Origin of the sequence: Luedemannella flava (assembly GCF_039528515.1) — a bacterium.
In the GTDB taxonomy this organism is placed as follows: Bacteria; Actinomycetota; Actinomycetes; order Mycobacteriales; family Micromonosporaceae; genus Luedemannella; species Luedemannella flava.
In genome coordinates, this window is sequence record NZ_BAAALT010000029.1 from 37,250 (window position 1) to 61,994 (window position 24,745).

Genomic DNA, 24,745 nt, shown 5'->3' on the forward strand with positions numbered 1-24,745 from the left:
GGGGCGGCCTCGTCGGCCGCCCCTCTGCGTGGTCGCCGCCTACAGCGGGATGTTGCCGTGCGCGCCGCGGGCCGCGGGCGCGTTGGCCAGGGCCTCGGCGATGCGGCGGCGGGTCTCCGACGGCTTGATGACGTCGTCGACCACGCCGATCTCCAGCGCCCGGCCGACGCCGCCGGCCGTCGCGATCTGCTCCTCCACCAGCTGGGCGCGCAGCGCCTCGCGCTCCTCCGACGGGGTGGCGGCGAGCTTCTTGCGGTGCAGGATGTTCACGGCCGCGCTGGCGCCCATGACGGCCACCTCGGCGTTGGGCCACGCGTACACGGCCGTGGCGCCCAGCGAGCGCGAGTTCATCGCGATGTACGCGCCGCCGTACGCCTTGCGGGTCACCAGGGTGACGCGCGGGACGACCGCCTCGGCGAAGGCGTGCAGCAGCTTGGCGCCGCGGCGCACCACGCCCTCCCACTCCTGGCCCAGACCCGGCAGGTAACCGGGCACGTCCACGACCACGACCAGCGGCACGCCGAGCGAGTCGCACATTCGCACGAACCGCGCGGCCTTCTCGGCGCTGGACGCGTCGAGGCAGCCGCCGAGGCGCATCGGGTTGTTGGCGATGACGCCGACCGTACGCCCGGCGAAGCGGCCCAGCGTGGTGACCACGTTCGGCGCCCACTTGGCGTGCAGTTCCACGCCCGGCTCGTCGAGCAGCGCGGTGACGACCGGCTTCACGTCGTAGGCCCGGCTGGCCTCGGCCGGGAACAGCGCCGCGAGGTCGTGGCCGTTCTCGTTGTTGTCCGGCACGTCGGCCGGGGTCAACCGACCCTGCCGGCCGAGCAGCGAGGCCACGTGACGGGCCGTCTCCAGGGCGCTGGCCTCGTCCTTTGTGGTCACGTGGGCCACGCCGGAGCGGCGGCCGTGCGGCTCGGGGCCGCCCAGGCGCGCCATGTCGACCTGCTCGCCGGTGACGCTGCGGACGACCTCCGGGCCGGTCACGAAGATGCGGCCCGAGTCCGACATGATCACGATGTCGGTCAGGGCCGGACCGTACGCGGCGCCGCCGGCGGCGGGGCCGAGCACGACCGAGATCTGCGGCACGCGGCCCGACGCCCGGACCATCGCCGAGAAGATCAGGCCGATGCCGTCGAGGGCGACGACACCCTCGGCGAGCCGGGCGCCGCCCGAGTGCCACAGGCCGATGACCGGCACGCGCTCGCGGACGGCGGTGTCGATCGCCTCGGCGATCAGCTGGCAGCCGGCGATGCCCAGCGCGCCGCCCATGAGCGTCGCGTCGGTGACGAACGCGATCACGGGGGCGCCGTCGATCTGGCCCCGGGCGCTGATGACCCCCGAGTTGTCAGGGCCGCTGCGCTCGTCGCGGGCCGCGATGGGCCGCAGCGAGCCGCGGTCGAGCAGCGCTTTGAGGCGCAGCTCAGGGTCGCGGCGGTCGACGACGGACTCGTCGGCGGTCGGGATGGTGGCGGTCACGGCAACCTCCGGGTCAGGGACGCGTGAAGATCAGGGCGACGTTGTGGCCGCCGAAGCCGAACGAGTTGTTCAGCGCGGCGGGGATGTCCATCGGTCGCGGCTTCTGGGCCGCGACGTCCAGCGTGAGGTCGTCGTCCGGGTCATCGAGGTTGATGGTCGGCGGTACGACACTGTCACGGATGGCCAGCACGGTCGCGATGGATTCCACGGCGCCGGCGGCGCCGAGCAGGTGACCGACCATCGACTTCGAGGCGGTGAGCACCGGGTGCTCGCCGAGCGCGGCCCGCAGCCCGTTCACCTCGATCATGTCGCCGGTCGGCGTCGAGGTGGCGTGGGCGTTGACGTGCACGATGTCGGCGGGCGACAGGTCGGCGTCGGCGAGCGCCTTGCGGACGGCCCGGACGAAGCCGGCGCCCTCCGGGTCGGGCTGCACGATGTCGAACCCGTCGGAGGTGATGCCGGAGCCGGCGAGGCGGGCGTAGACGCGCGCGCCGCGGGCGGCGGCGTGGTCGACCCGCTCCAGGACGAGGACGCCCGCGCCCTCGCCGAGGACGAACCCGTCGCGGCCCTTGTCCCACGGCCGCGACGCGCGCTCCGGCTCGTCGTTGCGCGTGGACATGGCCCGCGCGGACGCGAAGCCGGCGATCGGCAGCGGGTGCACGACGGCCTCGGTGCCGCCGGCCACGACGATGTCGGCGCGACCGGAGCGGATGATGTCCAGGCCCAGGGCGATGGCCTCGGCGCCGGTGGCGCAGGCGCTGGCGACCGAGTGGACGCCGGCCTTCGCGTGCAGTTCCAGGCCGACCCACGCGGCCGGGCCGTTGGGCATGAGCATGGGCACGGTGTGCGGGGAGACCCGGCGGGCGCCGCTGGCCTCCAGGATGTCGTCCTGGGCGAGCAGGGTCTGCGCCCCGCCGATGCCGGTGCCGACGCTGACCGCGAGGCGCTCAAGGTCGATGTCAACGTCCGCCAGGCCGGCGTCGGCCCAGGCCTCCTGGGCCGCGATCAGCGCGACCGCCTCGGAGCGGTCCAGGCGGCGCAGCTTCACCCGGTCGATCTTCTCGGACGGGTCGACCGCGAGCTGCGCGGCGATCCGTACGGGCAGGTCGGCTGCCCACGCCTGCGTGATGGGGCTGACGCCGGAGCGGCCGGCGAGCATGGCTTCCCAGGTCGAGGCAACGTCCCCGCCGAGCGGGGTCGTCGCGCCGAGCCCGGTGACGACTACGTCTGGACGGGTCACGTTCCGCCTTCTTCATGTTCCGCGGTGGGCGGCCGGCCGCCCCCCCCCGCTACCGAGGCGACCAACCGGCCGCCGGGACGACAATGCAGCTCAGGCTGCCTTGAGGATGTACGAGACCGCGTCACCGACGGTCTTGAGGTTCTGGACCTCCTCGTCGGGGATCTTCACGCCGAACTTCTCCTCGGCCGCCACGACAACCTCCACCATCGACAGCGAGTCGACGTCCAGGTCATCGGTGAAGGACTTCCCCTCGGCCACGTCGTCCGGGTTCACCCCGGCGACCTCCTCGAGAATCTCGGCGAGGCCAGTGGTGATCTCTTCACGGGTCATCTGCGGTGCTTCCCTTCTTATGGGGTCCGTCCGGGCCCGCGGTCTGCGGCCCGGAGACGTCTGGTCACGGGCAGCGGACGACCTGCCCGGCATAGGTGAGGCCGCCGCCGAAGCCGAACAGCAGCACGGGGGCGCCGGAGGGCACCTCGCCGCGCTCGACGAGCTTCGACAGGGCCAACGGGACACTGGCGGCCGAGGTGTTGCCCGACTCGATGATGTCCTTGGCGATGATGGCGTCGGCGAGGCCGAGACGCTTGGCGATGCCGTCGATGATGCGGGTGTTGGCCTGGTGCGGCACGAACGCGGCCAGCTCGGTGGGCGCGACGCCCGCGCGCTCGCAGGCCTGCAGGGCGAGCGGGGCCAGCGCGGTGGTCGCCCACCGGAAGACCGACTGCCCCTCCTGCTGGATGTAGGGCCGCCAGCCCTCGATCCGGATCGCCTCGCTGGGCGCGGAGCCCCAGACCACCGGGCCGATGCCGGCCTTCTCGCCGGCGGCGTCGGCGGTCACCACGGCGGCGCCGGCCCCGTCGCCGAAGATGATGCAGGTGGACCGGTCGGTCCAGTCGGTGATGTCGGAGAGCTTCTCGGCCCCGATGACGAGCGCGTTGCGGGCCGCCCCGGCGGTGATCGCGTGGTCGGCGGTGGCCAGCACGTACGAGAAGCCCGAGCAGGCGGTGTTCAGGTCGTAGGCGGCCGGCGCGGCGATGCCGAGCTTGGCCGCCACCCGCGCGGCGACGTTGGGGCACCGGTCGATCGACGAGGTCGTGGCGACCGCGACGAGGTCGATGTCGGCGGCGGTCAGCCCGGAGCTGGCCAGGGCCTTCTCCGCGGCGGCCGAGGCCATGTCGGCGACGGTCTCGTCGGGGGCCGCGATGCGGCGGGTGGCGATGCCGACCCGGTCGCGGATCCACTCGTCGTTGGTGTCGACCATCTGCGCGAGGTCGTCGTTGGTGAGCACCCGCGACGGCTGGTAGTGGCCGAGGCTCAGGATTTTGCTCATTGGTGGCCTCCGATGCGGGCGAGGGGCTGCCCGGGCGCGACCGGGTCTTCGTGGTGGGCGAGCCATTCGACGAGGACGCCCGGGTCGTGCGCGAGGACCTCGGTGCGCCCCTGGCGGGTGACGACGTGCCCGATCACCTGGTTGTCGGTGACGGTCGTCCCCTCGTCCAGCCCGTCCAGCGGCTCGAACGTCCCGGCGACCGGCGCGACGGCCACGAGGAACGCCATGGTCGGCTCGTGGCTGGGCGCCACGGCGTGGCGGGCGATGAGGTCGCGGGCGGCCTTGAGGTCGTCGGGGGTGTTCAGCGTGACGATCTCCGGCGGGTTGTCCTTGAGCTCCCGCTTGATGAGGCCGGCCAGCGTGCCCGCCGGGGGCAGCTCGATGACGGCGGTGACGCCGAGGTCGGCCATGGTCCGCATGCACAGGTCCCAGCGGACGGGCGCGGTGACCTGGGCGACGAGCCGCGACAGCATGGTCGGGCCGTGCGCCACGGCCGCGCCGTCGGCGTTGGAGAGCAGGATCTTGTGCGGGTTGGTCGGGGTGATCCCGCCGGCGACGGCGGCCAGGGCCTTCTCGGCCGGCGCCATGTACGGCGTGTGGAACGCCCCCGCGACCTGCAGCGTGATGATGCGCGCCTTGGCGGGCGGGGCGGCGGCGAGCTTCTCCAGCCCGGCGAGCGACCCGGCGGCCACGACCTGGCCGGCGCCGTTGCGGTTGGCGGGGGTGAGCCCGGCGGACTCGATGGCGCCCAGCACCTCGACGGGGTCGCCGCCGAGGATGGCGCTCATGCCGGTGCCCTCCAGCGCGCACGCGGCGGCCATTTCCCGGCCGCGCACCCCGGCGAGCGTGACGGCCGCCTCGGGGCTGAGGACGCCGGCGATGCCGGCGGCGCCGAGCTCGCCGACGCTGTGGCCGGCGACGAGGCCGACGTCGTCGAGGGGCAGCTGGCCGGCGGCGAGCAGCGCGGCGGCGACCAGCAGCGGCTGGGTCTTCGCGGTGTCCTTGATCTCGTCGGCGTCCGCGGCGGTGCCGAGGTGGACGAGATCCGTTCCGGCAAGGGCGGACCACCAGCGCAGCCGAGCTTCCGCACCGGGAAGATCAAGCCATGGAGCGAGGAAGCCGGGCTTCTGAGCTCCCTGTCCGGGAGCGAGTACGGCGAGCACGACTACGACTCTTCCGGATACCGCTGGGTTAGTTCGTGCGCGCACCCCACGACATCCGACGAGAATCTTTGTAGGGATCCTCCAAAACGTAGATCTAGATCACGTTATGCCTGCGGCTTTCGTTAATTTTGCAGCGATTCCGCCTCAAGGGCGGGAGCGATCGGCGCCGGCGGTGCCGGCAACGCCGGGTCGAGCCGACCGATCGTCAGCGCCATCCGCAGCGCGAACGCGTCCCGCGGCGAGGTCGGCGTGAGCCCGGTGATCTCCGCGATCCGGCGCAGCCGGTAGCGGACGGTGTTGGGGTGCACGTACAGCGCCCGGGCGGCGCTCTCCAGGACGTTGCCGGCCGTGAAGAACCCGTCGAGGGTCTCCAGCAGCTCGCCGCCCGAGCGCACCAGCGCGCCGTAGATCTCCTGGCGCAGGATCCGGCGGGCCTCCGCGTCGCCCGCGAGCGCCCGCTCCGGCAGCAGCTCGGTCGCCGCGACGGGTCGCGGCGCGTTCGGCCACGCCGGCACGGCCCGGAACCCGGCGAGCGCCGCGCGCGCCGACTCGGTCGCCTCGTCGAGGCTCGGCACCGGCGGCCCCACCACGACGGGCCCCTCCCCGAACGCCGCGAGCAGCCGCTCCGTCGCGTGCACCGGGTCGTGCGTACCCCCGAGGACCAGCACCAACCGGTCGCCGTGCACGCCGCCGATCACGTCGAGCCCGACGCGGCGGGCGAGCCGGTGCAGCACGTGCAGCACGGCGGCCGCCTCCCCGCCCGGCGAGCGCCCCACCGCCACCGCGGCCGGCGACGTGTCGCCCCAGTTCAGCGCGGCCGCCCGGCTGGCCAGCTCGTCGGCGGAGTCGCCGCGCAGCAGCGCGTCCACGAGCAGGGCCTGCAGCCGCGCGTCCCAGGCGCCGCGCGAGTCGGCCGCCCGCGCGTACACCCGCGCCGCCGCGAACGCCACCTCGCGCGAGAACCGCAGCATCGCGTCGGAGACCGCGCGCTCCTCGCCGGGCGCCGCGAGGTGCGTCACCTGCTGCTCGACGACGTCGATGGTGACCTGGATGAGCTGCACCGTCTGCTGGAGGCTGATCGACCGGGCCAGCGCCCGGGGCGCCGCGTCGAAGATCTCGTCGGAGACCTCCTGGGTGCCGTCCGCGTGCCGGCCCGCCCCACGCAGCCATTCGACGAAGGACCGCACGCCGGCCTGCGCGACGAGCATGACCCAGGCGCGCTGGTCGGCGGGCAGCTCCCGGAACCACGGCAGCACGTCGTCCATGCGCGACACGCTCGCCGTGGCCAGCCCGCCGGCCGCGCGTTCGATCATCCGGACGCTCTCGGTCAGCTCGCCGTCCGTCCCACCTGCCGCCATCGGACCAGCCTCGCACGGCGGGGTCCGCACCCGCACGCCGCCGACGGGGGCGCGCGCCGCGTGCGATCATCGCCGGATGCGGACCGACGGGCGTTGGTGGTGGTACGTGTCGGCAGCCTGCGGGCTCGCGCTGGCGGCGCTGACGTTCGCGGTCGAGACGTCGTGGGGCCCGCTCGCCACGCTCGACACGAGCCTCAACACCCGTTGGTACGCCTTCGGCCGACAGCACGACGCCTGGATCGCGGTCTGGAAGGTGGTCACGCACGCGGGCAGCTCGGCGTTCGCGCTGGCCGTCTGGCTGATCGCCGCCCTGGTCCTGATCCGGCGCGGCCGGCGTCGCGAGGTGCTCGTGGTGTCGCTCGCGGTGCTGGCCTCCCAGTTCGTGTTCCGCGCCCTGCGGCTGGCGGTCCACCGTCCCCGCCCGCCGGCGTTCTTCGTCACGGTGGAGCCGCCGAGCTTCCCGAGTTCCCACACGATGGCCGCGACCACGGGCGCGATCCTGCTCGGCATGCTCCTCTGGCCGTCGGCGCGCGGTTTTCTCGCGCGGTCCGCGCTGGTCACCGCCATGATCGGCTGGTCCTGCCTCGTGGGGGTGAGCAGAGCCATGCTCTGCGTACATTGGCCGAGCGACGTCGTCGGCGGCTGGCTCTGCGCGGTCGCCCTCGTCCCACCCGCCTACGCCCTGGCGACCCGCTACCTGGCCACTCCCGCCACCCCACGTCGGGAGCGCGGCCCTGGATCCCGCGCCATGGCGCCGTAGCGCCGCGGGTGGCGTCCGGGGCGCCGATCACGGCCGGGCGGTTGGCCGGAATGATCGGCGTTCGGGGGTACGAAACTGCGCTGTGGCAGGGGTTTTTGCCTCGAAACGGCGATCTTCCGGGCGGGACCCGACGTTTCCCGCTAACGCCCTTCGCGATCGCCCTCGGGAGACGTGCCACGGCCCGGCAACCGGTGAAGGCGCCGGACCGTCGCCGTAACGCGGGCGGTCGTCGGTCAGGTGGAGGTCTGGCCGTCGATCGTCTCGCGCAGGATGTCGGCGTGCCCGGCGTGCTGGACCGTTTCGGCGATGACGTGCAGCAGCACCCGGCGCACGCTCCACGCCGAGCCCGGCTCGTGCCAGGGCGCCGCCGGCAGCGGGTGCGTCGCGGACAGGTCGGGGATGGTGGTGATGACCTTCTCGCTGTGGGCGGCGACCTCGGCGTAGCGCTCGAGGATCCCGGCCAGCGTCTCGCCGGGCAGCATCTGGAACTCGGTCACCCGGTCGGTCAGCCAGCTCGGCAGCTCGCGCGCCGTGCCGGCCTCGATGTCGGCCCAGGTGACCCCGTCGGGCAGGTCGTAGCTGATCGCCGAAGCGCCCGCCACGGCGAACCGCAGCCAGCCCTCCTCGCAGGCCGTGACGTGCTTGATCAGCCCGCCCAGGCACAGCTCGCTGACCGTCGGGCGCGCGCCGGCCTGCTCGTCGGTGAGGCCTCGGGTCGTGTTGGTCAGCGCCGCCCGCGCGACCGCGAGTTCGGCGAGCAGGTCGGCCCGCTCGGCGTCGAGTGCGGTTGTCATCGTCATCAGATCCCCTCCGGTTCGGTTACCAGACCACTCTCGCAGGAGAAGCGGTCAGGATCTGTCCTCTTCTGCGGGCGATACTGGCGGCATGCCGAAGACGTCCGCTCGCCTGCTCGAACTGCTCTCTCTGCTGCAGGCCCGGCGCGACTGGCCGGGGGCGCTGCTGGCCGACCGGCTGGCGGTCAGCCCGCGCACCGTGCGCCGCGACGTGGACCGCCTGCGCGAGCTGGGTTACCCGATCGCGGCGACGAAGGGCCCCGACGGCGGCTACCGGCTCGGCGCCGGCAGCGAGCTGCCGCCGCTGCTGTTCGACGACGACCAGGCCGTCGCCCTCGCCGTCGCGCTCCAGACCGCCGCGACGACCGGCGCGGGCATCGAGGAGGCCGCTACCCGGGCGCTGAACACGGTCCGGCAGGTCATGCCCGCGCGGCTGCGCCACCGGGTGGACGCCCTGCGGGTCACCGCCGTCGAGCGCCAGGGGCCCTGGCCCAGCCCGCAGGTGGATCCCCAGGTGCTGGTGACGCTCAGCGCCGCCGTGCACGCCCGCGAGACGTTGCGCTTCGACTACGCCGGCGCCGACCCGGCCGCGCCCCCGCGCCGCACGCAGCCGCACCACCTGGTCACGTGGGGCGGGCGCTGGTACCTCGTCGCCTGGGACCTCGACCGCGACGACTGGCGCACCTTCCGGGTCGACCGGATCAGCCCCCGCGTGCCCACCGGTCCGCGCTTCACCCCGCGCGACCTGCCCGGCGGCGACGTGGCGGCGTTCATCGCCCACCGGTTCTCCGGCGCGGCCGGCGCCCGGGACTGGCCGTGCCGGGGCGAGGTGATCCTGCACCGGCCGGCCGCCGTCGTGTCCGGCTTCGCCGGCGACGCCGTCGTCGAGGAGCTGGGCCCCGACCGCTGCCGGCTGGTCATGGGCGCCTGGTCCTGGCCCGGCCTGGCCGCCCTGATCGGCAGGTTCGACGCCGACATCGAGGTCATCGGCCCGACAGAACTCCAGGCGGCCTTCGCCCACCTGGCCCGCCGCTTCGCCAGGGCCGCTCAGCTGGCGGATCCTCAAACGTCCTGACGGTCAGTCGTCGGCGGGCGGGCGGGACGGCGCGGGGAGGACCGGCAGCGTGCGGGAGCGCCCGGGCCGGGGATTCGCCGCGGCCGCGTCGGCGAGGCGTACCGCGTGGTCCTGTTGTTTCTGCCAGTGGCCGTAGAGCGCGCCGCGGCGGCTGAGCCGGTCGACCTCGCGGATCGTCTCCGGGTCCACCCGGCCGGGCGGGGCGTCGCGCCACGGGGTGCCCGGCAGCGGCATGAACGTGTGCGCGTGGATGCGGGCCCCGAGGCCGGCGAGCTCCCGGGCCAGCGCCAGCGAGTCGGCGACCTGCGCGGCCCCCTCGCCGGGCATCCCGAAGATCATGTCGACGTTGATCCGGAAGCCCTCCTGGATGCCGACCCGCACCGCGCGGCGCACCGATTCCACGTCGTGGCCCCGCTTGGCCGTGGCCAGCACATCCTCCGAGCCGGACTGCGCGCCGACGATGAGGTTGTCGTTCGCGCAGTACTTCCGCACGAGCCGCAGCGCGTCGACCGTGATGTGCTCGGGCCGGATCTCGGAGGGGAACGACCCGAAGAACACCCGCCCGTCCGGCCCGATCTCCTCCTTGCACGCCGCGAGCAGCTCCTCGACGGCGGCGAGGTCGGGCGTCTCGTCCTGCGTGCCGTAGGACAGCGACGTCGGCGTGATGAACCGGACGTCGCGCAGCCGCGCCTCGCGCATCCGCCGCACGTGCCAGCGCACGTTCTCGACGCTGCGGTGGCGGAACTTCGCGGAGAACATGAACGGCGTCTGGCAGAACCGGCACGCGTACACGCAACCGCGCGTGATCTCGATCGGGTTGAACCGCTTGTGGGTCACCGGAAACGCCCGGTACCGGTCCAGTGGCCCCCGGTGCGCCCTGCCGGTCCGGACGACCTCGCCGGCCGGGTCCCGGAACACCAGCCCGGGCACCGACGCGAGGTCGCCGCCGGACCCGACCGCGCCGACCAGCCCCAGCAGCGTCGCCTCACCCTCGCCGACGGCGGCCACGTCCCACCCGGCGTCCAACGTCGGCACCGGCTCGGCGGTCGCGTGCACCCCGCCGGCCACGTGCAGCACGCGCGGGTCGTCGACCGCCGCCCGGATCCCGGCCAGCTCAGCGGCCAGTCCCTCGGCATCCGGCGAATAAAAAGACCACAACACGAGTACGCGCGCCGCGCCGCCCAGCGCGGCCCTGATCTCCGCGACCGTGGTGGCCGCGTCCGTGCCGAAGCGCACCTCGTGCCGCACCGGCGTCTCGTGCTCCTCCAGCGCTGCGAGCAGCGTGTGATGCCCGTACGTCACGGCCTTGCGGTACCGCAGCACGATCGACACGTCCACGCCGCCGACCCTACTGACCGCCCGGACCCGGCGCGTGCCGAGGTGGCCGACTCGACCCGCAGCGCCGGCTCAGCGGTGTGCCGGACGCGCGCCCGCGACGGCGCCGGGGCGGACGATGTCGCGCAGCTTGCGCAGGATCGTCAGGAACGTGGTCAGCTCGTCGTCGCTGAGCTGGCCGGTGAACCACCGGTCGATCGTGTCGATGTGGCCGGGCATGACGCCGTTGAGGCGGGCCAGGCCCGCGTCGGTGATGCCGGCGAGCAGGCCGCGGCGGTCGGTCGGGCAGGCGAACCGGCGGACCAGGCCGTCGCGCTCCAGGCGGTCGACCACGCGGGTGATGCCGCTCGTGGTGAGCAGCGTCTGGGTCGCGAGGTCGGTCATGCGCAGGGCCTGCTGGGGGGAGCGGGCCAGGCGCAGCAGCACCTCGAACTCGACCATGGAGAGCTTGTGGTCGCCGACCTGGGCGGAGAACTTCGCGTTCAGGCCACCGATGACCTCGGCGAACAGGCCCATGGCCGTGATCCGGTCGTCGTCATAGCGCGCCCGGTCGTGCTGGGTGGCCGACGGGGCGTTCGTGTGGGTGGGGTGGGCTGTCACACATCCATCCTATCAACCGTTGACACGGGGATTATTGCTTAGGTTATTGTTGTTGCGTCAGACATCGTCTGTACAAGCATTAGCTCTTGGAGGAGTACGTCATGACCACGCCTGCGCTTGCCACCCGCGACTACCAGGGCATCACCATCCCCGAGGCCGGCACGTTCGCCCTTGACCCGGCCCACACGACGGTCGGCTTCGTGGCGCGCCACCTCATGGTCTCCAAGGTCCGTGGCGCGTTCGAAGATGTCACGGGCACGATCACGGTCGGCGAGGACCCGCTCGCGTCGTCCGTCGACGTGACCATCGCCACGAAGAGCATCAGCACCGGCCAGGCCGACCGGGACAACCACCTGCGCAGCGGTGACTTCCTCAATGTGGAGGCCCACCCGGAGCTGACCTTCAGGAGCACCCGGGTCGCCGACTTCAAGGGCGGCGAGTTCACCCTCGTGGGTGACCTCACCGTCGCCGGCGTGACCCGCGAGGTCGAGCTGGCCGTCGAGTTCGAGGGCGTCGCCAAGAGCCCGTGGGGCCAGGAGGTCGTCGGCTTCACCGCGACCACCGAGATCGACCGCGAGGACTTCGGCCTCACCTGGAACCAGACCCTCGAGACGGGCGGCGTCCTGGTCGGCAAGAAGATCAAGATCGAGATCGGCGCCGAGGCCATCCGCCAGGCCTGATCCGCACCACCCTCTCCCGCCCTCCGCCGTCCCCGCCGCCCGCGCTACGCCGCCCGACATTTGGACCGCCAGGCCGGTTATTCCGGCGCGGATAACAGGTCCAACGGTCAACGTCGGATGCACCGCGCGGAGCGCGGTGGGGTGTAGCGGCGAGGCGGCGTGGAGGGCGGGTATCAGGCGGTCGTAAGGCGGCCGAGTGCGGCCCGCAGGCGGGCCAGGGTGCGGTCGCGGCCGAGGACCTCGAGGGACTCGAACAGCGGGAGGCCCACCGAGCGGCCCGTCACCGCGACGCGGACCGGGGCCTGGGCCTTGCCCAGCTTGAGACCGCGGGCGAGACCGACCTCCTCCAGCGCCGTCTTGAGCGGCTCGGCCGCCCAGTCGGGCGCGGCCTCGAAAGCGGAGATCGCCGCGCCGAGCAGGTCGGCCGCGCCCTCCTTCATCGCCTTGGCCCACGCGGCCTCGTCGACCTCCGGCTCGTCGAGGAACAGGAAGTCCACGTTCGGGATGATCTCGGAGAGGATGGCCACCCGGGTCTGCGCGAGCTCGGCCACCGCCGCGAACACCGCCGGGTCGTACGCCTCGGCGGGCCAGGGGGCCACCCGGGCGCCGCCGATCTCGCCGGTGAGCCAGGGCTGGCACGCCTCGATGAAGTCCGCGACGCTGAGCGCGCGGATGTACTCGCCGTTGAACGCGCGCAGCTTCTTCTCGTCGAAGAACGCGGGGGAGGGGTTGACCTCCTCCAGGCGGAACTCGTCCTCGATGACGTCCCACGGGACGATCTCCCGGTCGCCGCTCGGCGCCCAGCCGAGCAGCATGAGGTAGTTGCGCATGGCGTCGGCGAGGTAACCCTCGGCCCGGTACGCCTCCAGCGCCACCTTGTCGCGGCGCTTCGACAGCTTCTGCCGCTTCTCGTTCACCACGACCGGCACGTGCGCCCAGATCGGCGGGGTCACACCGAGCGCGTCCCAGAGCAGCTGCTGCTTGGGGGTGTTGGGCAGGTGCTCCTCGGCCCGGATCACGTGGGTGATCTTCATGATGATGTCGTCGACGACGTTGGCGAGCAGGAAGACGGGCGAGCCGTCGCCGCGCGCGATGACGAAGTCCTCGATGAGCCTGTTCTCGAACGTGGGCTCGCCGCGGACCAGGTCGACGACCGTGGTCACGCCCTCGTCGGGCGTGCGGAAGCGCAGCGCGCGGCCGGGGGCGGCCTCGAGGCCGCGGTCACGGCAGAAGCCGTCGTACCCGGCGTACTGCGCGGCGCCGCCGCGCACCGCGGCCCGCTCGGTGACCTGCTCGCGGGTGCAGTCGCAGTAGTAGGCCCGGCCGTCGCGCAGGAGCTGGCCGGCCGCGGCCCGCTGCGCCTGGGCGTTCTCGGACTGGAAGTACGGCCCCTCGTACGTGCCGCGGGCGATGCCGATCCAGTCGAGCGCCGACAGGATGCCGTCGATCCACTCGGGTCGGTTACGCGACAGATCGGTGTCCTCTATGCGCAGCACGAAGGTGCCGCTGTGTTGCTTGGCATAGATCCAGTTCTGCAGGGCCGACCGGGCGCCGCCGACATGGAACATGCCGGTCGGAGATGGGGCAAAGCGTACGCGTACCGTCACGCGTTCAGCGTAGGTCCGGGGCGGTACGTGTTCGCAACCAGGTTCCTTGGGTCGAGGGACATATAGGGCAATTGCCACTCGCCGATACGGCGGGTATGCAGGGGTTGATTCGACGAAGTAGCCTCCGGTGCAGGTGCGCCGGGTCTTGCCCCGGCGCGCCTACTGGCGGTATGTGGGAGGAGTCGTCATGTTGCGGTCTGGGCAGGTGAGGCTGCGTGTCGCCGCGGCGCTCGCGTTGACGGTCGCGGTCGCGCTGACCGGTGCGTGCGGCTCGTCCGCCGATGCGAAGTGGCACTCGCCCGGCGATGCCACCGCGAGCCCCGGCGCCACCGCCGGCCCCGGCGAGTCGGCGCTGACCGTCACGCCCGCCGCCAATGCCAAGAACGTCTCCCCGGCCGGGCCGATCGGAGCGGAGATCAACGGGGGCTCGCTGACCGAGGTGAAGCTCACCAACTCGTCCGGCAAGGCCGTCAAGGGCGAGTTCGACGCCGACCGTCGCAGCTGGCAGGTGACCGAGAAGCTCGGCTACAACAAGACGTACACCATGAAGGTGACGGCGACCGGCGCCGACGGCAAGACGTACGACCAGACGACGAAGTTCACGACGGTCAAGCCGAAGAACCTGACCCTGCCGTACCTGCGCGCCAACTACGGCACGATGCTCGACGGCGGCACCTTCGGTGTCGGCCAGCCGATCACGGTCTGGTTCGACGAGCCGATCAAGGACAAGAAGGCCGCCGAGGAGTCGCTGACCGTCAAGACCGACCCGCCGGTGTACGGGGTGTGGCACTGGTTCGACAACCGTGAGGTGCACTGGCGCCCCAAGGAGTACTGGCCGGCGGGCACCAAGGTGACCGTGAAGGCCAGCGTCTACGGCAAGAACCTCGGCAACGGCCTCTACGGCCAGCAGGACGTCTCCGCCTCCTTCAAGATCGGCGCCTCGCACATCGCCATCGCCGACGCCAAGACCAAGCGCATGAAGGTCTACTTCGACGGCAAGCAGGTCAAGAAGATCAACGGCAAGGACGTCAGTGCCGGCATCCCGATCAGCATGGGCAAGGACCAGGTCGAGACCGGCGCGAACGGCGAGAAGATCGACTTCCGGACGTACAGCGGCGTGCACGTGGTCATGCTGAAGCACAACGAGTACCGGATGACGTCGGCGAGCTTCGGCATCACCGACAAGAACTCGCCCAACTACTACGACTCACTTATCAAGAAGGCGGTCCGGATCTCGAACTCCGGCGAGTTCTTCCACCTGGCCGACTGGAACATCTGGGCGCACGGCAAGCAGAACACGTCGCACGGCTGCATCAACATCGGGCCGAGCTTCATCTACTGGATGTTCGACAACTTCCGCCCCGGCGACGTCATCGACGTGAAGAACACGGGCAAGCAGCTCGACCCGCGCGACGGCCTCGGTGACTGGCAGCTGAGCTGGAAGAAGTGGACCGACGGCAGCGCCCTGCCGATCCCGCCGGAGCCGACCGAGGGTGGCACGGAGGCCACCCCGACCCCGGACCCGTCGGCCACGCCGTAACGGCGACCTACACAGCCCACGGCGCGGCGACCGGATCGGTCGCCGCGCCGTGTTGCTGTAGGCGTTCCGGTCCGGTGCCACAGCAGTGCCACAGAGGTTCAGCAAGCGTGCGGAGCATCCCTCACGCCTGGCGCGGACGAGGGCCGGTGGACTCGCGGACCACGAGGCGACCGGGCTGGCGGATGACCCCGGCCCGGCGACTGCCGTCCAGGGCCTCCAGCAGGTACGCGACCGCGGCGGCGCTCCAGGTCCAGGTCCACGGTGGTCAGCGGCGGCCGGCAGTCCGCGGCCAGCACCTCCCAGTTGTCGTACCCGACCACGGCCACGTCGTAGCGGATGCGCCAACGGTTGGACAGTCGGTCGTTGGGACGGCCGGAGGGCCCGAAGATCTTTTCGTGGACGGGACTGTGTGGCACACAGTACTATGTGGTGCATGGGGGTTGAGGGTGCTTTTGACAAGCTCGAGCTGGAGCTGCGGCGCGGCGTCGTGGTGCTCGCCGCGTTGTCGCAGCTCGGCACCTTTCGGTACGGCTACGAGCTGCGGCGCTCGCTCGCCGACCGGGGCATGCCGATCGAGGAGGGCACGCTCTACCCGTTGCTGCGGCGGTTGGAGTCCCAGGGCGTCCTCGTCAGCGAATGGCGCACGGACGAGGGCTCGCCGCGCCGCTACTACACACTGAGCGCCGAGGGGCGCGTGCTCTACCGCAAGCTGGCCGACGCGTGGCGCGGCCTGCACCAGACCGTGGACCAACTCCTGGAGGGTGGGCCGTCATGAACGCGGACCGGCTATTGGACGCCTATGTGGCGGACGTCGTAGCGTATCTGCCCCGTGACCAGCGGGCCGACCTCGCGTTGGAGCTGCGCGGGCTGCTCGCCGACGAGTTGGCCGGCGCCCGGGCGGCGGCCGACGGGCTGCCCGACGAGCAGGTGGCGCTCGACATGCTGCGGGCGTTCGGGCGCCCGGCCGACGTGGCCGCCCGCTACGCGCCGGCCGGCGTTGTCGTCGTCCCTCCCGACCCGGTGTCGTTGCGGGCGGCGGTGGTCGGTGGCGCGGTTGTCGCCGGGATCGTCAGTCTCGCGACGGCCCTGCGGGAGGGCGGCGAGGCGCTCCTCGTGCTGCAGCGCTTCTGGTACGGCACCGTCACGTTGTCGCTGCTGTGGGGCGGCCTGTTCGCCGGTGGGCTCGCCGTCGCCCGCTGGGCCCGCGGCCGGTGGCCCAGCGGCGCCGAGTGGCGGCCGCGGGTCCCGCGCGAGCGGTTCAACCGGGTCGGCGGCGCGGTGGGCCTGGCGGCTGCCGCGGTCGGCACGTTCGTGCTGATCCGTCCGGACCTCATGCTCGACGTGCTCTTCGGCGGACGGGCCGCCCCGGCGGCGTACGCGGCGTTCGAGTACGACCCGGGGTTCCTGCGGTGGGGCGCGCCGGCCATCCTCGCGGTGCTGGGCGCCGAGCTGGTGTTCCTGGGATACCTCGTGGTCCGGGGCCGGTGGGACGACCGGTCGCGGCGCGTCGACATCTGGCTCACCGTCGTGTTGACCGCAGTGATGGCCGCCGTGCTCGTCGCCGGCCCCGTCTACCGGGCGCGACCCACCGACGACGTCGTCAAGTTCGCCCTCCTGATGTTCGTCATCCTGGGCGTGGTCGACCTGGTGCAGAAGCTGCGTCGCGCCCGGGGCCGCGTCGAGCTCACCTGACGGCCGCGTGAGCGTCCATGAGCTGGCGAAGCGGCGTCCGCGGAACACCAGCAGCGTGCGGGTGCTCGTGTTGGCCGTCTGCGCCAGCTCTCCGATCCGCATGCCCACGACGCTAGACCTTGCCCGCCGGCGTCAAGGCAGGTCACCGTTGTTCGTAGGCGGCGCGGCTGGCCTCGATCGCGGGCACGTTGGTTATCGCCCAGTTGGCCAGGGTCAGCGCCGGTGGGATGAGGCTCCTGCCCGTCGGGGTGAGCGCGTACTCGACCCTGGGCGGGACCTCCGCGAACACCGTGCGGGAGACCAGGCCGTCGCGTTCGAGGTTGCGCAGGGTCAGGGTCAGCATGCGCTGGGAGATGCCGGGGATCTGCTGCTGCAGTTCGGTGAAGCGGAGCGTGCCGCCGTCCAGGGTTGCCACGATCAACAGCGTCCACTTGTTGCAGATCCGGTCGAGGATCGCGCGGATCGTCCGGCCACCGTCGCCCCGGATCATGCAGGTGTGCTCGTACTCCACGACAGCTCCCTGTGCCCAACGCACACGCGTGTGCCTTTTGTAGGGCCCTCAATAGTGCCCCATGATAGGGCTGGTTACGACCAGTAACCATCCTGTTGGAAAGGCCCTGCCGTGCATATTGCCTACTGGATCCTCGCCGGGCTGCTGGCGCTGTTCTACCTCTACGCGGGCGGCCTGAAGGTCAGCCGGACCCAGGACCAGCTCCGGCCCATGATGGCCTGGGTCGACCAGATTCCCATGCCGGCGGTCCGGCTCATCGGCACCCTGGAGATCCTCGGCGCTGTCGGCCTGATCCTGCCGCCGCTGACCGGGATCGCCCCGGTGCTGGCGCTCGTCGCGGCGATCGGCCTGGCGCTGATCCAGGTGGGCGGCATTGTCGTCCACGTCTCCCGTGGTGAGACCCGCGTCATCGGCCTCAACATCGGCCTCCTGGCCGCCGCCGTCGCGACGGCATGGCTCGCCACCAGTTGGCTCTGACCCTGCCCTGGTCGCGTGAACGGACAGCGGCCGTCGCCTGGAGAAGGCGACGGCCGCTGTCCGTTGTTAGGGACCTACGAGTCGCCACCGGTCTCGCCGACCGGGGCGGCGGTGATGTCGTCCACGGCGTACTTGCGGAAGGCGTCCGACGGCGCGGAGGCCGGCACCTCGCCGCGGCGGGCGAGTTCGCGCAGCGTCGCCACCACGATCGTCTCCGCGTCCACGTGGAAGTGGCGGCGCAGCGCGTGGCGGGTGTCGGACAGGCCGAAGCCGTCCGTGCCGAGCGAGACGTAGTCGCCGGGCACCCACCGCGAGATGAGGTCCGGCACGGCCCGCATGAAGTCGCTGACCGCGATGACCGGACCCTCGGCGCCCTTGAGCGCCTGCGTCACGTACGGCGTGCGCGGCTCCGCGTCGGGGTGCATGAGGTTCCACTCCTCGACCTCGACCGCGTCGCGGCGCAGCTCCGTCCAGGAGGTGGCCGACCAGATGTCGGCGGCCACGCCCCAGTCGGTGGCGAGCAGGTCCTGCGCCTTGAGCGCCCACTGCATGCCGGTGCCGGCGGCGAGGATCTGCGCCTTCGGCACGGTGGCGTGCGCCGCGGACGGCTCGATCGCCGGCGCGGGGAGGTACTTGTAGAGGCCCTTCAGCAGGCCCGCCGCGTCCACGTTCTCCGGCTCCACCGGCTGGTGGATCGGCTCGTTGTAGACGGTCAGGTAGTAGAAGATGTTCTCCGGGTTCTCGCCGTACATCCGCCGCAGGGCGTCCTCGACGATGTGCGAGATCTCGAAGCCGAACGCCGGGTCGTACGCCACGACGGCCGGGTTCGTCGCCGCGATGAGCAGCGAGTGCCCGTCCTCGTGCTGCAGGCCCTCGCCGTTGAGCGTGGTCCGGCCGGCGGTGGCGCCCAGCAGGAAGCCGCGCGTCATCTGGTCGGCGGCGGCCCACAGCCCGTCGGCGGTGCGCTGGAAGCCGAACATCGAGTAGAAGATGTAGACCGGGATCATGGTCTCGTTGTGGGTGGCGTAGCTCGAGCCCACCGCGGTGAACGACGCGACCGAGCCGGCCTCGTCGATGCCCTCGTGCAGGATCTGCCCGGTCGTCGCCTCCCGGTAGGACAGGAACAGCTCCCGGTCGACCGGGGTGTAGTTCTGCCCGTGCGGGGAGTAGATCTTCGCCGTCGGGAACAGCGAGTCCATGCCGAACGTGCGGGCCTCATCCGGGATGATCGGCACCCAGCGCCTGCCGATCTCCTTGTCCTTCATGAGGTCCTTGAGCAGGCGGACGAACGCCATCGTGGTGGCGACCTTCTGCTTGCCCGAGCCCTTCTTCAGGTCCGCGTAGACCTTGTTGTCGGGCAGGTTCAGCGGGATCGTCGTGGTGCGCCGCGACGGGATCGACCCGCCGAGCGCCGCGCGCCGCTCCTTCAGGTACGCCAGCTCGTCGGCGTTGGGCTTCAGGTACGGCGGCTGGTAGGGGTCGGCCTCGAGCACCGAGTCCGGCACGTCCAGGGAGAGACGGTCGCGGAACGACTTCAGGTCGGTCAGCGTCAGCTTCTTCATCTGGTGCGTGGCGTTGCGGCCCTCGAAGCTCGAACCCAGCGTCCAACCCTTGATGGTCTTGGCCAGGATGACGGTCGGCTGGCCGGTGTGCTCGGTCGCCGCCTTGTATGCCGCGTAGAGCTTGCGGTAGTCGTGGCCGCCGCGCTTGAGGCCCCAGATCTCGTCGTCGGTCATGCCCTCGACGAGCTTGCGGGTGCGCGGGTCGCGACCGAAGAAGTGCTCCCGGACGTACGCGCCGGACTCGGCCTTGTACGTCTGGTAGTCGCCGTCCGGCGTGACGTTCATGAGGTTCACCAGGGCGCCGTCGACGTCCGCCGCGAGCAGCGGGTCCCACTCCCGGCCCCAGACGACCTTGATCACGTTCCAGCCCGCGCCGCGGAAGAACGCCTCCAGCTCCTGGATGACCTTGCCGTTGCCGCGCACCGGGCCGTCGAGGCGCTGCAGGTTGCAGTTGACCACGAAAGTGAGGTTGTCCAGCTCCTCGCGGGCCGCCAGCGACAGCGCGCCGACCGACTCCGGCTCGTCCATCTCGCCGTCGCCGAGGAACGCCCACACGCGCTGCTGGCTGGTGTCCTTGAAGCCCCGGTGGTGCAGGTAGCGGTTGAACCGCGCCTGGTAGACGGCGTTGATACCACCCAGACCCATCGAGACGGTCGGGAACTCCCAGAAGTCGGGCATCAGGCGCGGGTGCGGGTAGGACGGCAGGCCCCCGCCCGGGCCCGCGTGCGACAGCTCCTGGCGGAACCCGTCGAGCTGGTGCTCGGTCAGGCGGCCCTCGAGGAACGCGCGCGCGTACATGCCCGGGGAGGCGTGCCCCTGGAAGAAGATGTGGTCGCCGCCGCCCGGGTGGTCCTTGCCCCGGAAGAAGTGGTTGAAGCCCACCTCGTACAGGCTGGCCGAGCTGGCGAAGGTCGAGATGTGCCCGCCCACGCCGATGCCCGGCCGCTGCGCGCGGTGCACCAGCATGGCGGCGTTCCACCGGATGTACCGACGGATGGCGCGTTCCACGTTCTCGTCGCCGGGGAACCACGGTTCGCGCTCCGGCGCGATCGTGTTGATGTAGTCCGTGGTGGTGAGCGGCGGCACGCCGACCTGGCGCTCGCGGGCGCGCTCGAGCAGCCGCAGCATGATGTACCGGGCGCGCTTCGGCCCACCCGCGTCGATCACGCCGTCCAACGAATCGATCCACTCCGAGGTCTCCTCGGGGTCGATGTCGGGCAGCTGGCTCGGCAGGCCGTCGCTGATCACCGGTCGCTTGCGTTCGGTGGCCACAGGCGTTCCTTCGTCGTATGTCCCCGTCGGCTCGTGGCCGACGGTTGGGTGTGGTGGGGAGGACCCCTCTCCTGTCATCCTGCCCCCTCGACGTATCCATCGTCACGCCGACGGGCCCGCAACGCGACGACGAACACATGTACCGACCAGTAACAACCCGGACCACGGGCGTAACGAACTTACGCATAGCCGTACTCCCGGCCGTGAAATGATCTTCAGGGGGTACGGCCTAAGGTGTCCGGATGCGCACCCATGTCCTCTCGGTCCGGACCGGCGCCGAGCCCTGCGTCGTGGACATCACCGACGAGGTCGCCCGGTTCGTCGCCGGCCAGGGCGACGGCCTGGTGAACGTCTTCGTGCCGCACGCGACCGCCGGCATCGCCGTGATCGAGACCGGCGCGGGCTCGGACGACGACCTGCTCACGGCCATCGACGACGTCCTGCCGACGGACAACCGGTGGCGCCACCGGCACGGCTCGCCCGGCCACGGCCGCGACCATGTCCTGCCGGCGTTCATCCCGCCGCACGCGACCCTGCCCGTGATCGGCGGCCGCGTCGCCCTCGGCACCTGGCAGTCGATCTGCCTCGTGGACCCCAACGGCGACAACCCCACCCGCCAGGTCCGCCTCTCCTTCCTCCCCGGCTGACGCTGACCGCCCGTCGAGAGAAGTGGCCACGGCAGTGGCACGGACGGGCCCTCGTCGGTCATCCTGGGGTGTGACCACCCCCCAGGAGCTCGACGAGCATTTCCGTGCCTCGGTGAGCGCCCTCGCCGCCCCGTCCGAGAGTGCCGACCCCACCGCGTCGATCCGGGAAGGCGCCGCACTCACCGGCGCGGCCGCCCTGGAACTCTTCGACGCCCAGCTCGCCAGCCGACACCTCGACCTGGCCGCGCGCTGGCTACGCAGCTTCAACGAGGGGTTCTACACGATCGGCTCGTCGGGCCACGAGGGCAACGCGGCGGTCGCCGCGGCCGTGACGCCCACCGACCCGGCGCTGCTGCACTACCGCTCCGGCGCGTTCTACTGCGCCCGTGCGGCACAGGTGCCGAACGGGCCCGACGCGATCCGCGACGTGCTGCGCGGCATCGTGGCGTCGGCCGACGAGCCCATCGCGGGCGGGCGGCACAAGGTGATCGGCCACCCTGACCTGGCCGTCATCCCGACCACCTCGACGATCGCGTCGCACCTGCCGCGCGCCGTCGGCCTCGCGTACGCCATCGAGCAGCGCGACCTGCGCCACGCCCGCCGGCCCGGGGTCGGGCCGATCCCGCCCGGCGCCGCCACGCAGCGGGTCGCCGCCCCCACGGGGTACCCCGACGACGCCATCGTCGTCTGCTCCTTCGGCGACGCGTCGGTCAACCACGCGAGCGCCCAGGCCGCGTTCAACACCGCCGGCTGGGCGGAGCACTCCGACTACCGGCTGCCCCTGCTCTTCGTGTGCGAGGACAACGGCCTCGGCATCAGCGTGAGGTCCCCCGAGGGCTGGGTCGAGTCGGTGCTGCGCAGCCGCCCCGGCATCCGCTACTTCAGTGCCGACGGCTGCGACATCGTCGCCGCGTACGAGGCGGCGGTGGCGGCGGCGGCCTGGGTCCGCGCGGAGCGCAGACCCGCCGTGCTGCACCTGTCCGTCGTCCGGCTCATGGGTCACGCGGGCGCCGACGCGGAGGTCGCCTACCGGCCGGCCGCCCAGATCACCGCCGACGTGGACCGCGACCCGCTCGTCGCCACCGCGTCGCTGCTCGTGCACGCCGGCGTCATCAGCGCCACGGACGTGCTGGCCCGCTACGACGAGGTCGGCTGGCGGGTGCGCCGGGTCGCCGAGGAGGTCATCGCCGAACCCAAGCTCGCCACCGCCGCCGAGATCGTCGCCCCACTCGCGCCGCGCAAGCCGGTACGCGTGGCCCGCGCCGTCGGCGACGTGGCCGCCGCCGCGACCGGCCCGGCGCTCGGCGCCCGGTCCCAGGCGTTCGGCGGCAAGCTGCCCGAGGACGGCGGCCCGCTCACCCTCGCCCAGACGATCAACGCGGCCCTCACGGACGCGCTCGTGGCCAACCCCGGCGTCGTGATCTTCGGCGAGGACGTCGCCGCGAAGGGCGGCGTCTACGGCGTGACCAAGGGCCTGCGCGGCCGGTTCGGCCGCACCCGGGTCTTCGACACGCTGCTGGACGAGACGTCGATCCTGGGCCTCGCGCTCGGCGCCGGCAGCGGCGGGCTCCTGCCCGTACCAGAGATTCAGTATCTTGCTTATCTGCACAACGCCGAGGACCAGCTGCGGGGCGAGGCCGCCACGATGCAGTTCTTCTCGCAGGGCGCCTACAAGAACCCCATGGTGGTACGGGTAGCAGGGCTCGCCTATCAGCAGGGTTTCGGCGGGCACTTCCACAACGACAACTCGGTCGCGGTGCTGCGCGACATCCCCGGCCTGGTCGTCGGCGTGCCCGCCAGCGCCGCCGAGGCGGCCCCCATGCTGCGCACCTGCTTCGCCGCCGCCGAGTCCGAGGGCGCCGTGTGCGTGATGGTCGAACCCATCGCGCTCTACCACACCCGCGACCTGTACGCCGAGGGCGACAACGCCTGGCTGCACCCCTACGGCCCGCCCGGCGACTGGGCGCGCGACCACGCGCCGATCGGCCGCGCCCGCGTCTACCACGCTGGCGAGCACCTCACGATCCTCACCTTCGGCAACGGCGTACGGATGTCGCTGCGTGCCGCCGCGCGGCTGGCCGCCGAGGGCGTCGGCGTACGCGTCGTGGACCTGCGGTGGCTCGCGCCGCTGCCGGTCGCCGACATCGTCCGCGAGTCCGCCGCGACCGGCCGGGTCCTCATCGTCGACGAGACGCGCCGCAGCGGCGGCGTGGGCGAGGGCGTCCTCGCGGCCCTGGTCGACGCGGGTTACCAGGGCTCGGCGCGGCGCGTGTCGGCCGTCGACTCGTTCATCCCGCTCGGCGCGGCCGCCCAGCACCTGTTGGTGTCCGAGGAGGCGGTGATGGCCGGCGCGCGGGACCTGCTGCGACGCTGACCCGGTGTCTGCTTCCTGGGTGGTTTCTGTGTGCCCCGCGGTTAAGACCCCTGGCAGAGGCCGTATCTTCACAAGTAATCGGTGCGCCACTTGCGCGCGGCGCCCAGGTTGTGTGGACTACCCGCTAATGGTGCGGGCGCACCGAGAGCGTCAGTGAGGACGAGGAGGCATCGACGGTGAGCGCGACCGCGGGTCAGGCCGACGGCGTTAAGAGCCTGCCGGATCGGCTCGGCATCGAGTCGGGCATGGTCGTCATGGAGATCGGATACGACGACGACGTAGACGAGGATCTTCGTGACGCCCTGATGGACCGGGTCGGCGACCTGGTCGACGAGGACACCGACGAGGTTGTCGACGCCGTGCTGCTGTGGTGGCGCGACGGCGACGGCGACCTGGTCGACATGTTGGTTGACGCGCTCACGCCGCTGGCCGAGGCCGGCGTCGTGTGGCTGCTGACCCCCAAGGCAGGCCGTGACGGCCACGTCGAGCCGAGTGAGATCACCGAGTCGGCGCCGACGGCTGGCCTGCAGCAGACCTCCACCCTGAGCGTCGGCCGCGACTGGAGCGGCGCGCGTCTGGTCACCCCGCGAGGCGCCAAGCAGCGTCGTTAACCCTGGGGGTTCCCGGAAATTCGTCCGTGCGATGCTCGCAGGTGAGCTGATCACACGGAGGTTTTCGCATGCCGCTCGACGTCGGCGCCGAGGCGCCCGATTTCGTCCTCAAGGACCAGAACAACCAGGAAGTACGCCTGTCCGACCTGCGTGGCCGCAACGTACTCCTGGTGTTCTACCCGCTGGCCTTCACCGGCACCTGCCAGGGCGAGCTCTGCTCGGTCCGGGACAACGTCGGCGACTTCGCCAACGAGACCACCCAGGTGCTCACGGTGAGCGTCGACTCCCCGTACGCCCACAAGGTCTGGGCCGACCAGCAGGGCTACGACTTCCCGCTGTTGTCCGACTTCTGGCCGCATGGCGGCGTGGCCCGCGAGTACGGCGTGTTCAACGAGGAGCGGGGCTTCGCCAACCGGGGCACCTTCATCATCGACCGCGAGGGCATCATCCGCTTCGCCGAGATGAACCTCCCCGGCGACGCCCGCGACCAGGACGCCTGGCGCAAGACCCTCGCCGACCTCGCCTAACCACACCCGCCACCGCGCCGCACCCGCGTGGCACGGTCCCGCGCGGATCTTGGATGGAAGTCCCCGCTCGACTTTCGCACTTTCTTGATCAAATGGCATCGCCGGCCC

Annotated in this window: 23 protein-coding genes; 11 read left to right on the forward strand and 12 right to left on the reverse strand. The window is 71.9% G+C overall.

Going from position 1 to position 24,745, the window contains the following annotated elements:
* Positions 1-39: 39 nt before the first annotated feature.
* The 6 genes from ABD211_RS06255 to ABD211_RS06280 all read right to left on the reverse strand — a co-directional run bounded on the left by ABD211_RS06255 (position 40) and on the right by ABD211_RS06280 (position 6,573).
* Entirely contained in the window at positions 40-1,482 is a 1,443-nt protein-coding gene (locus tag ABD211_RS06255) for an acyl-CoA carboxylase subunit beta (RefSeq protein ID WP_344127163.1), read from the reverse strand.
* A gap of 13 nt (positions 1,483-1,495) precedes the next feature.
* Complete coding sequence (gene fabF, locus ABD211_RS06260) at positions 1,496-2,722, reverse strand: beta-ketoacyl-ACP synthase II (protein WP_344127165.1); 1,227 nt, start codon at positions 2,720-2,722, stop codon at positions 1,496-1,498.
* Positions 2,723-2,812: 90 nt separating this feature from the next.
* Positions 2,813-3,052, reverse strand: a complete 240-nt coding sequence (locus ABD211_RS06265; RefSeq protein WP_344127168.1) for an acyl carrier protein — start codon at positions 3,050-3,052, stop codon at positions 2,813-2,815.
* Positions 3,053-3,116: 64 nt separating this feature from the next.
* The gene (locus tag ABD211_RS06270; protein ID WP_344127170.1) at positions 3,117-4,052 is read right to left on the reverse strand and encodes a beta-ketoacyl-ACP synthase III; all 936 of its coding nucleotides are present in this window, start codon (positions 4,050-4,052) and stop codon (positions 3,117-3,119) included.
* Positions 4,049-5,215, reverse strand: coding sequence for an acyltransferase domain-containing protein (locus ABD211_RS06275; RefSeq protein WP_344127172.1), 1,167 nt, complete (start codon positions 5,213-5,215; stop codon positions 4,049-4,051). The genes ABD211_RS06270 and ABD211_RS06275 overlap by 4 nt, the downstream gene beginning before the upstream one ends.
* Before the next feature lie 122 nt (positions 5,216-5,337).
* Positions 5,338-6,573 carry a PucR family transcriptional regulator gene (locus ABD211_RS06280; protein WP_344127174.1) on the reverse strand — a complete coding sequence of 412 codons (1,236 nt, stop codon included), beginning with the start codon at positions 6,571-6,573 and terminating at the stop codon, positions 5,338-5,340.
* A 76-nt stretch (positions 6,574-6,649) separates the two neighbouring features.
* On the opposite strand from ABD211_RS06280, the gene ABD211_RS06285 reads away from it, so the two are divergent.
* Positions 6,650-7,333, forward strand: coding sequence for a phosphatase PAP2 family protein (locus tag ABD211_RS06285; protein WP_344127176.1), 684 nt, complete (start codon positions 6,650-6,652; stop codon positions 7,331-7,333).
* Positions 7,334-7,566: 233 nt separating this feature from the next.
* Here ABD211_RS06285 and ABD211_RS06290 read toward each other — a convergent pair whose 3' ends face one another.
* Positions 7,567-8,133: a DinB family protein gene (locus ABD211_RS06290; RefSeq protein WP_344127178.1), complete on the reverse strand. Its 567-nt coding sequence runs from the start codon at positions 8,131-8,133 to the stop codon at positions 7,567-7,569.
* A gap of 85 nt (positions 8,134-8,218) precedes the next feature.
* Between ABD211_RS06290 and ABD211_RS06295 the strand changes: the two genes are divergently transcribed.
* Positions 8,219-9,202: a helix-turn-helix transcriptional regulator gene (locus ABD211_RS06295; protein ID WP_344127180.1), complete on the forward strand. Its 984-nt coding sequence runs from the start codon at positions 8,219-8,221 to the stop codon at positions 9,200-9,202.
* A 3-nt stretch (positions 9,203-9,205) separates the two neighbouring features.
* Here ABD211_RS06295 and ABD211_RS06300 read toward each other — a convergent pair whose 3' ends face one another.
* Both ABD211_RS06300 and ABD211_RS06305 read right to left on the reverse strand, forming a co-directional pair.
* Positions 9,206-10,540, reverse strand: coding sequence for a TIGR04013 family B12-binding domain/radical SAM domain-containing protein (locus tag ABD211_RS06300; RefSeq protein ID WP_344127181.1), 1,335 nt, complete (start codon positions 10,538-10,540; stop codon positions 9,206-9,208).
* A 69-nt stretch (positions 10,541-10,609) separates the two neighbouring features.
* Positions 10,610-11,053 (reverse strand): MarR family winged helix-turn-helix transcriptional regulator, encoded by a 444-nt coding sequence (locus tag ABD211_RS06305; protein ID WP_344127205.1) that lies wholly within the window; start codon positions 11,051-11,053, stop codon positions 10,610-10,612.
* A gap of 185 nt (positions 11,054-11,238) precedes the next feature.
* Between ABD211_RS06305 and ABD211_RS06310 the strand changes: the two genes are divergently transcribed.
* Positions 11,239-11,817, forward strand: a complete 579-nt coding sequence (locus ABD211_RS06310) for a YceI family protein (RefSeq protein ID WP_344127182.1) — start codon at positions 11,239-11,241, stop codon at positions 11,815-11,817.
* 173 nt (positions 11,818-11,990) lie between these two features.
* Here ABD211_RS06310 and gltX read toward each other — a convergent pair whose 3' ends face one another.
* The gene (gltX, locus tag ABD211_RS06315; RefSeq protein WP_344127183.1) at positions 11,991-13,424 is read right to left on the reverse strand and encodes a glutamate--tRNA ligase; all 1,434 of its coding nucleotides are present in this window, start codon (positions 13,422-13,424) and stop codon (positions 11,991-11,993) included.
* 205 nt (positions 13,425-13,629) lie between these two features.
* On the opposite strand from gltX, the gene ABD211_RS06320 reads away from it, so the two are divergent.
* From ABD211_RS06320 to ABD211_RS06330, 3 genes are all read left to right on the forward strand, one after another.
* Positions 13,630-14,964, forward strand: coding sequence for a L,D-transpeptidase (locus ABD211_RS06320; protein WP_344127184.1), 1,335 nt, complete (start codon positions 13,630-13,632; stop codon positions 14,962-14,964).
* A gap of 433 nt (positions 14,965-15,397) precedes the next feature.
* Complete coding sequence (locus tag ABD211_RS06325; protein ID WP_344127185.1) at positions 15,398-15,739, forward strand: PadR family transcriptional regulator; 342 nt, start codon at positions 15,398-15,400, stop codon at positions 15,737-15,739.
* Positions 15,736-16,656: a hypothetical protein gene (locus ABD211_RS06330; RefSeq protein WP_344127187.1), complete on the forward strand. Its 921-nt coding sequence runs from the start codon at positions 15,736-15,738 to the stop codon at positions 16,654-16,656. Before ABD211_RS06325 ends, ABD211_RS06330 begins: the two co-directional genes overlap by 4 nt.
* 142 nt (positions 16,657-16,798) lie before the next feature.
* Here ABD211_RS06330 and ABD211_RS06335 read toward each other — a convergent pair whose 3' ends face one another.
* Positions 16,799-17,146: a winged helix-turn-helix transcriptional regulator gene (locus ABD211_RS06335; RefSeq protein ID WP_344127207.1), complete on the reverse strand. Its 348-nt coding sequence runs from the start codon at positions 17,144-17,146 to the stop codon at positions 16,799-16,801.
* A 132-nt stretch (positions 17,147-17,278) separates the two neighbouring features.
* Between ABD211_RS06335 and ABD211_RS06340 the strand changes: the two genes are divergently transcribed.
* A complete protein-coding gene (locus tag ABD211_RS06340) occupies positions 17,279-17,644 on the forward strand; it encodes a DoxX family protein (protein ID WP_344127189.1) in 366 nt (121 codons plus the stop codon).
* A gap of 74 nt (positions 17,645-17,718) precedes the next feature.
* On the opposite strand, the gene aceE is transcribed toward ABD211_RS06340, so the two are convergent.
* Positions 17,719-20,478: a pyruvate dehydrogenase (acetyl-transferring), homodimeric type gene (gene aceE, locus ABD211_RS06345; RefSeq protein WP_344127191.1), complete on the reverse strand. Its 2,760-nt coding sequence runs from the start codon at positions 20,476-20,478 to the stop codon at positions 17,719-17,721.
* Between the two features lie 242 nt (positions 20,479-20,720).
* Between aceE and ABD211_RS06350 the strand changes: the two genes are divergently transcribed.
* The 4 genes from ABD211_RS06350 (at position 20,721) to ABD211_RS06365 (ending at position 24,637) form a co-directional block, all read left to right on the forward strand.
* Positions 20,721-21,125: a YjbQ family protein gene (locus tag ABD211_RS06350; RefSeq protein ID WP_344127193.1), complete on the forward strand. Its 405-nt coding sequence runs from the start codon at positions 20,721-20,723 to the stop codon at positions 21,123-21,125.
* 70 nt (positions 21,126-21,195) lie between these two features.
* A complete protein-coding gene (locus ABD211_RS06355) occupies positions 21,196-23,499 on the forward strand; it encodes a thiamine pyrophosphate-dependent enzyme (RefSeq protein WP_344127195.1) in 2,304 nt (767 codons plus the stop codon).
* Between the two features lie 176 nt (positions 23,500-23,675).
* Complete coding sequence (locus ABD211_RS06360) at positions 23,676-24,110, forward strand: DUF3052 domain-containing protein (protein WP_344127197.1); 435 nt, start codon at positions 23,676-23,678, stop codon at positions 24,108-24,110.
* A 68-nt stretch (positions 24,111-24,178) separates the two neighbouring features.
* Complete coding sequence (locus tag ABD211_RS06365; RefSeq protein ID WP_344127199.1) at positions 24,179-24,637, forward strand: peroxiredoxin; 459 nt, start codon at positions 24,179-24,181, stop codon at positions 24,635-24,637.
* The last annotated feature ends 108 nt before the right edge of the window (positions 24,638-24,745 follow it).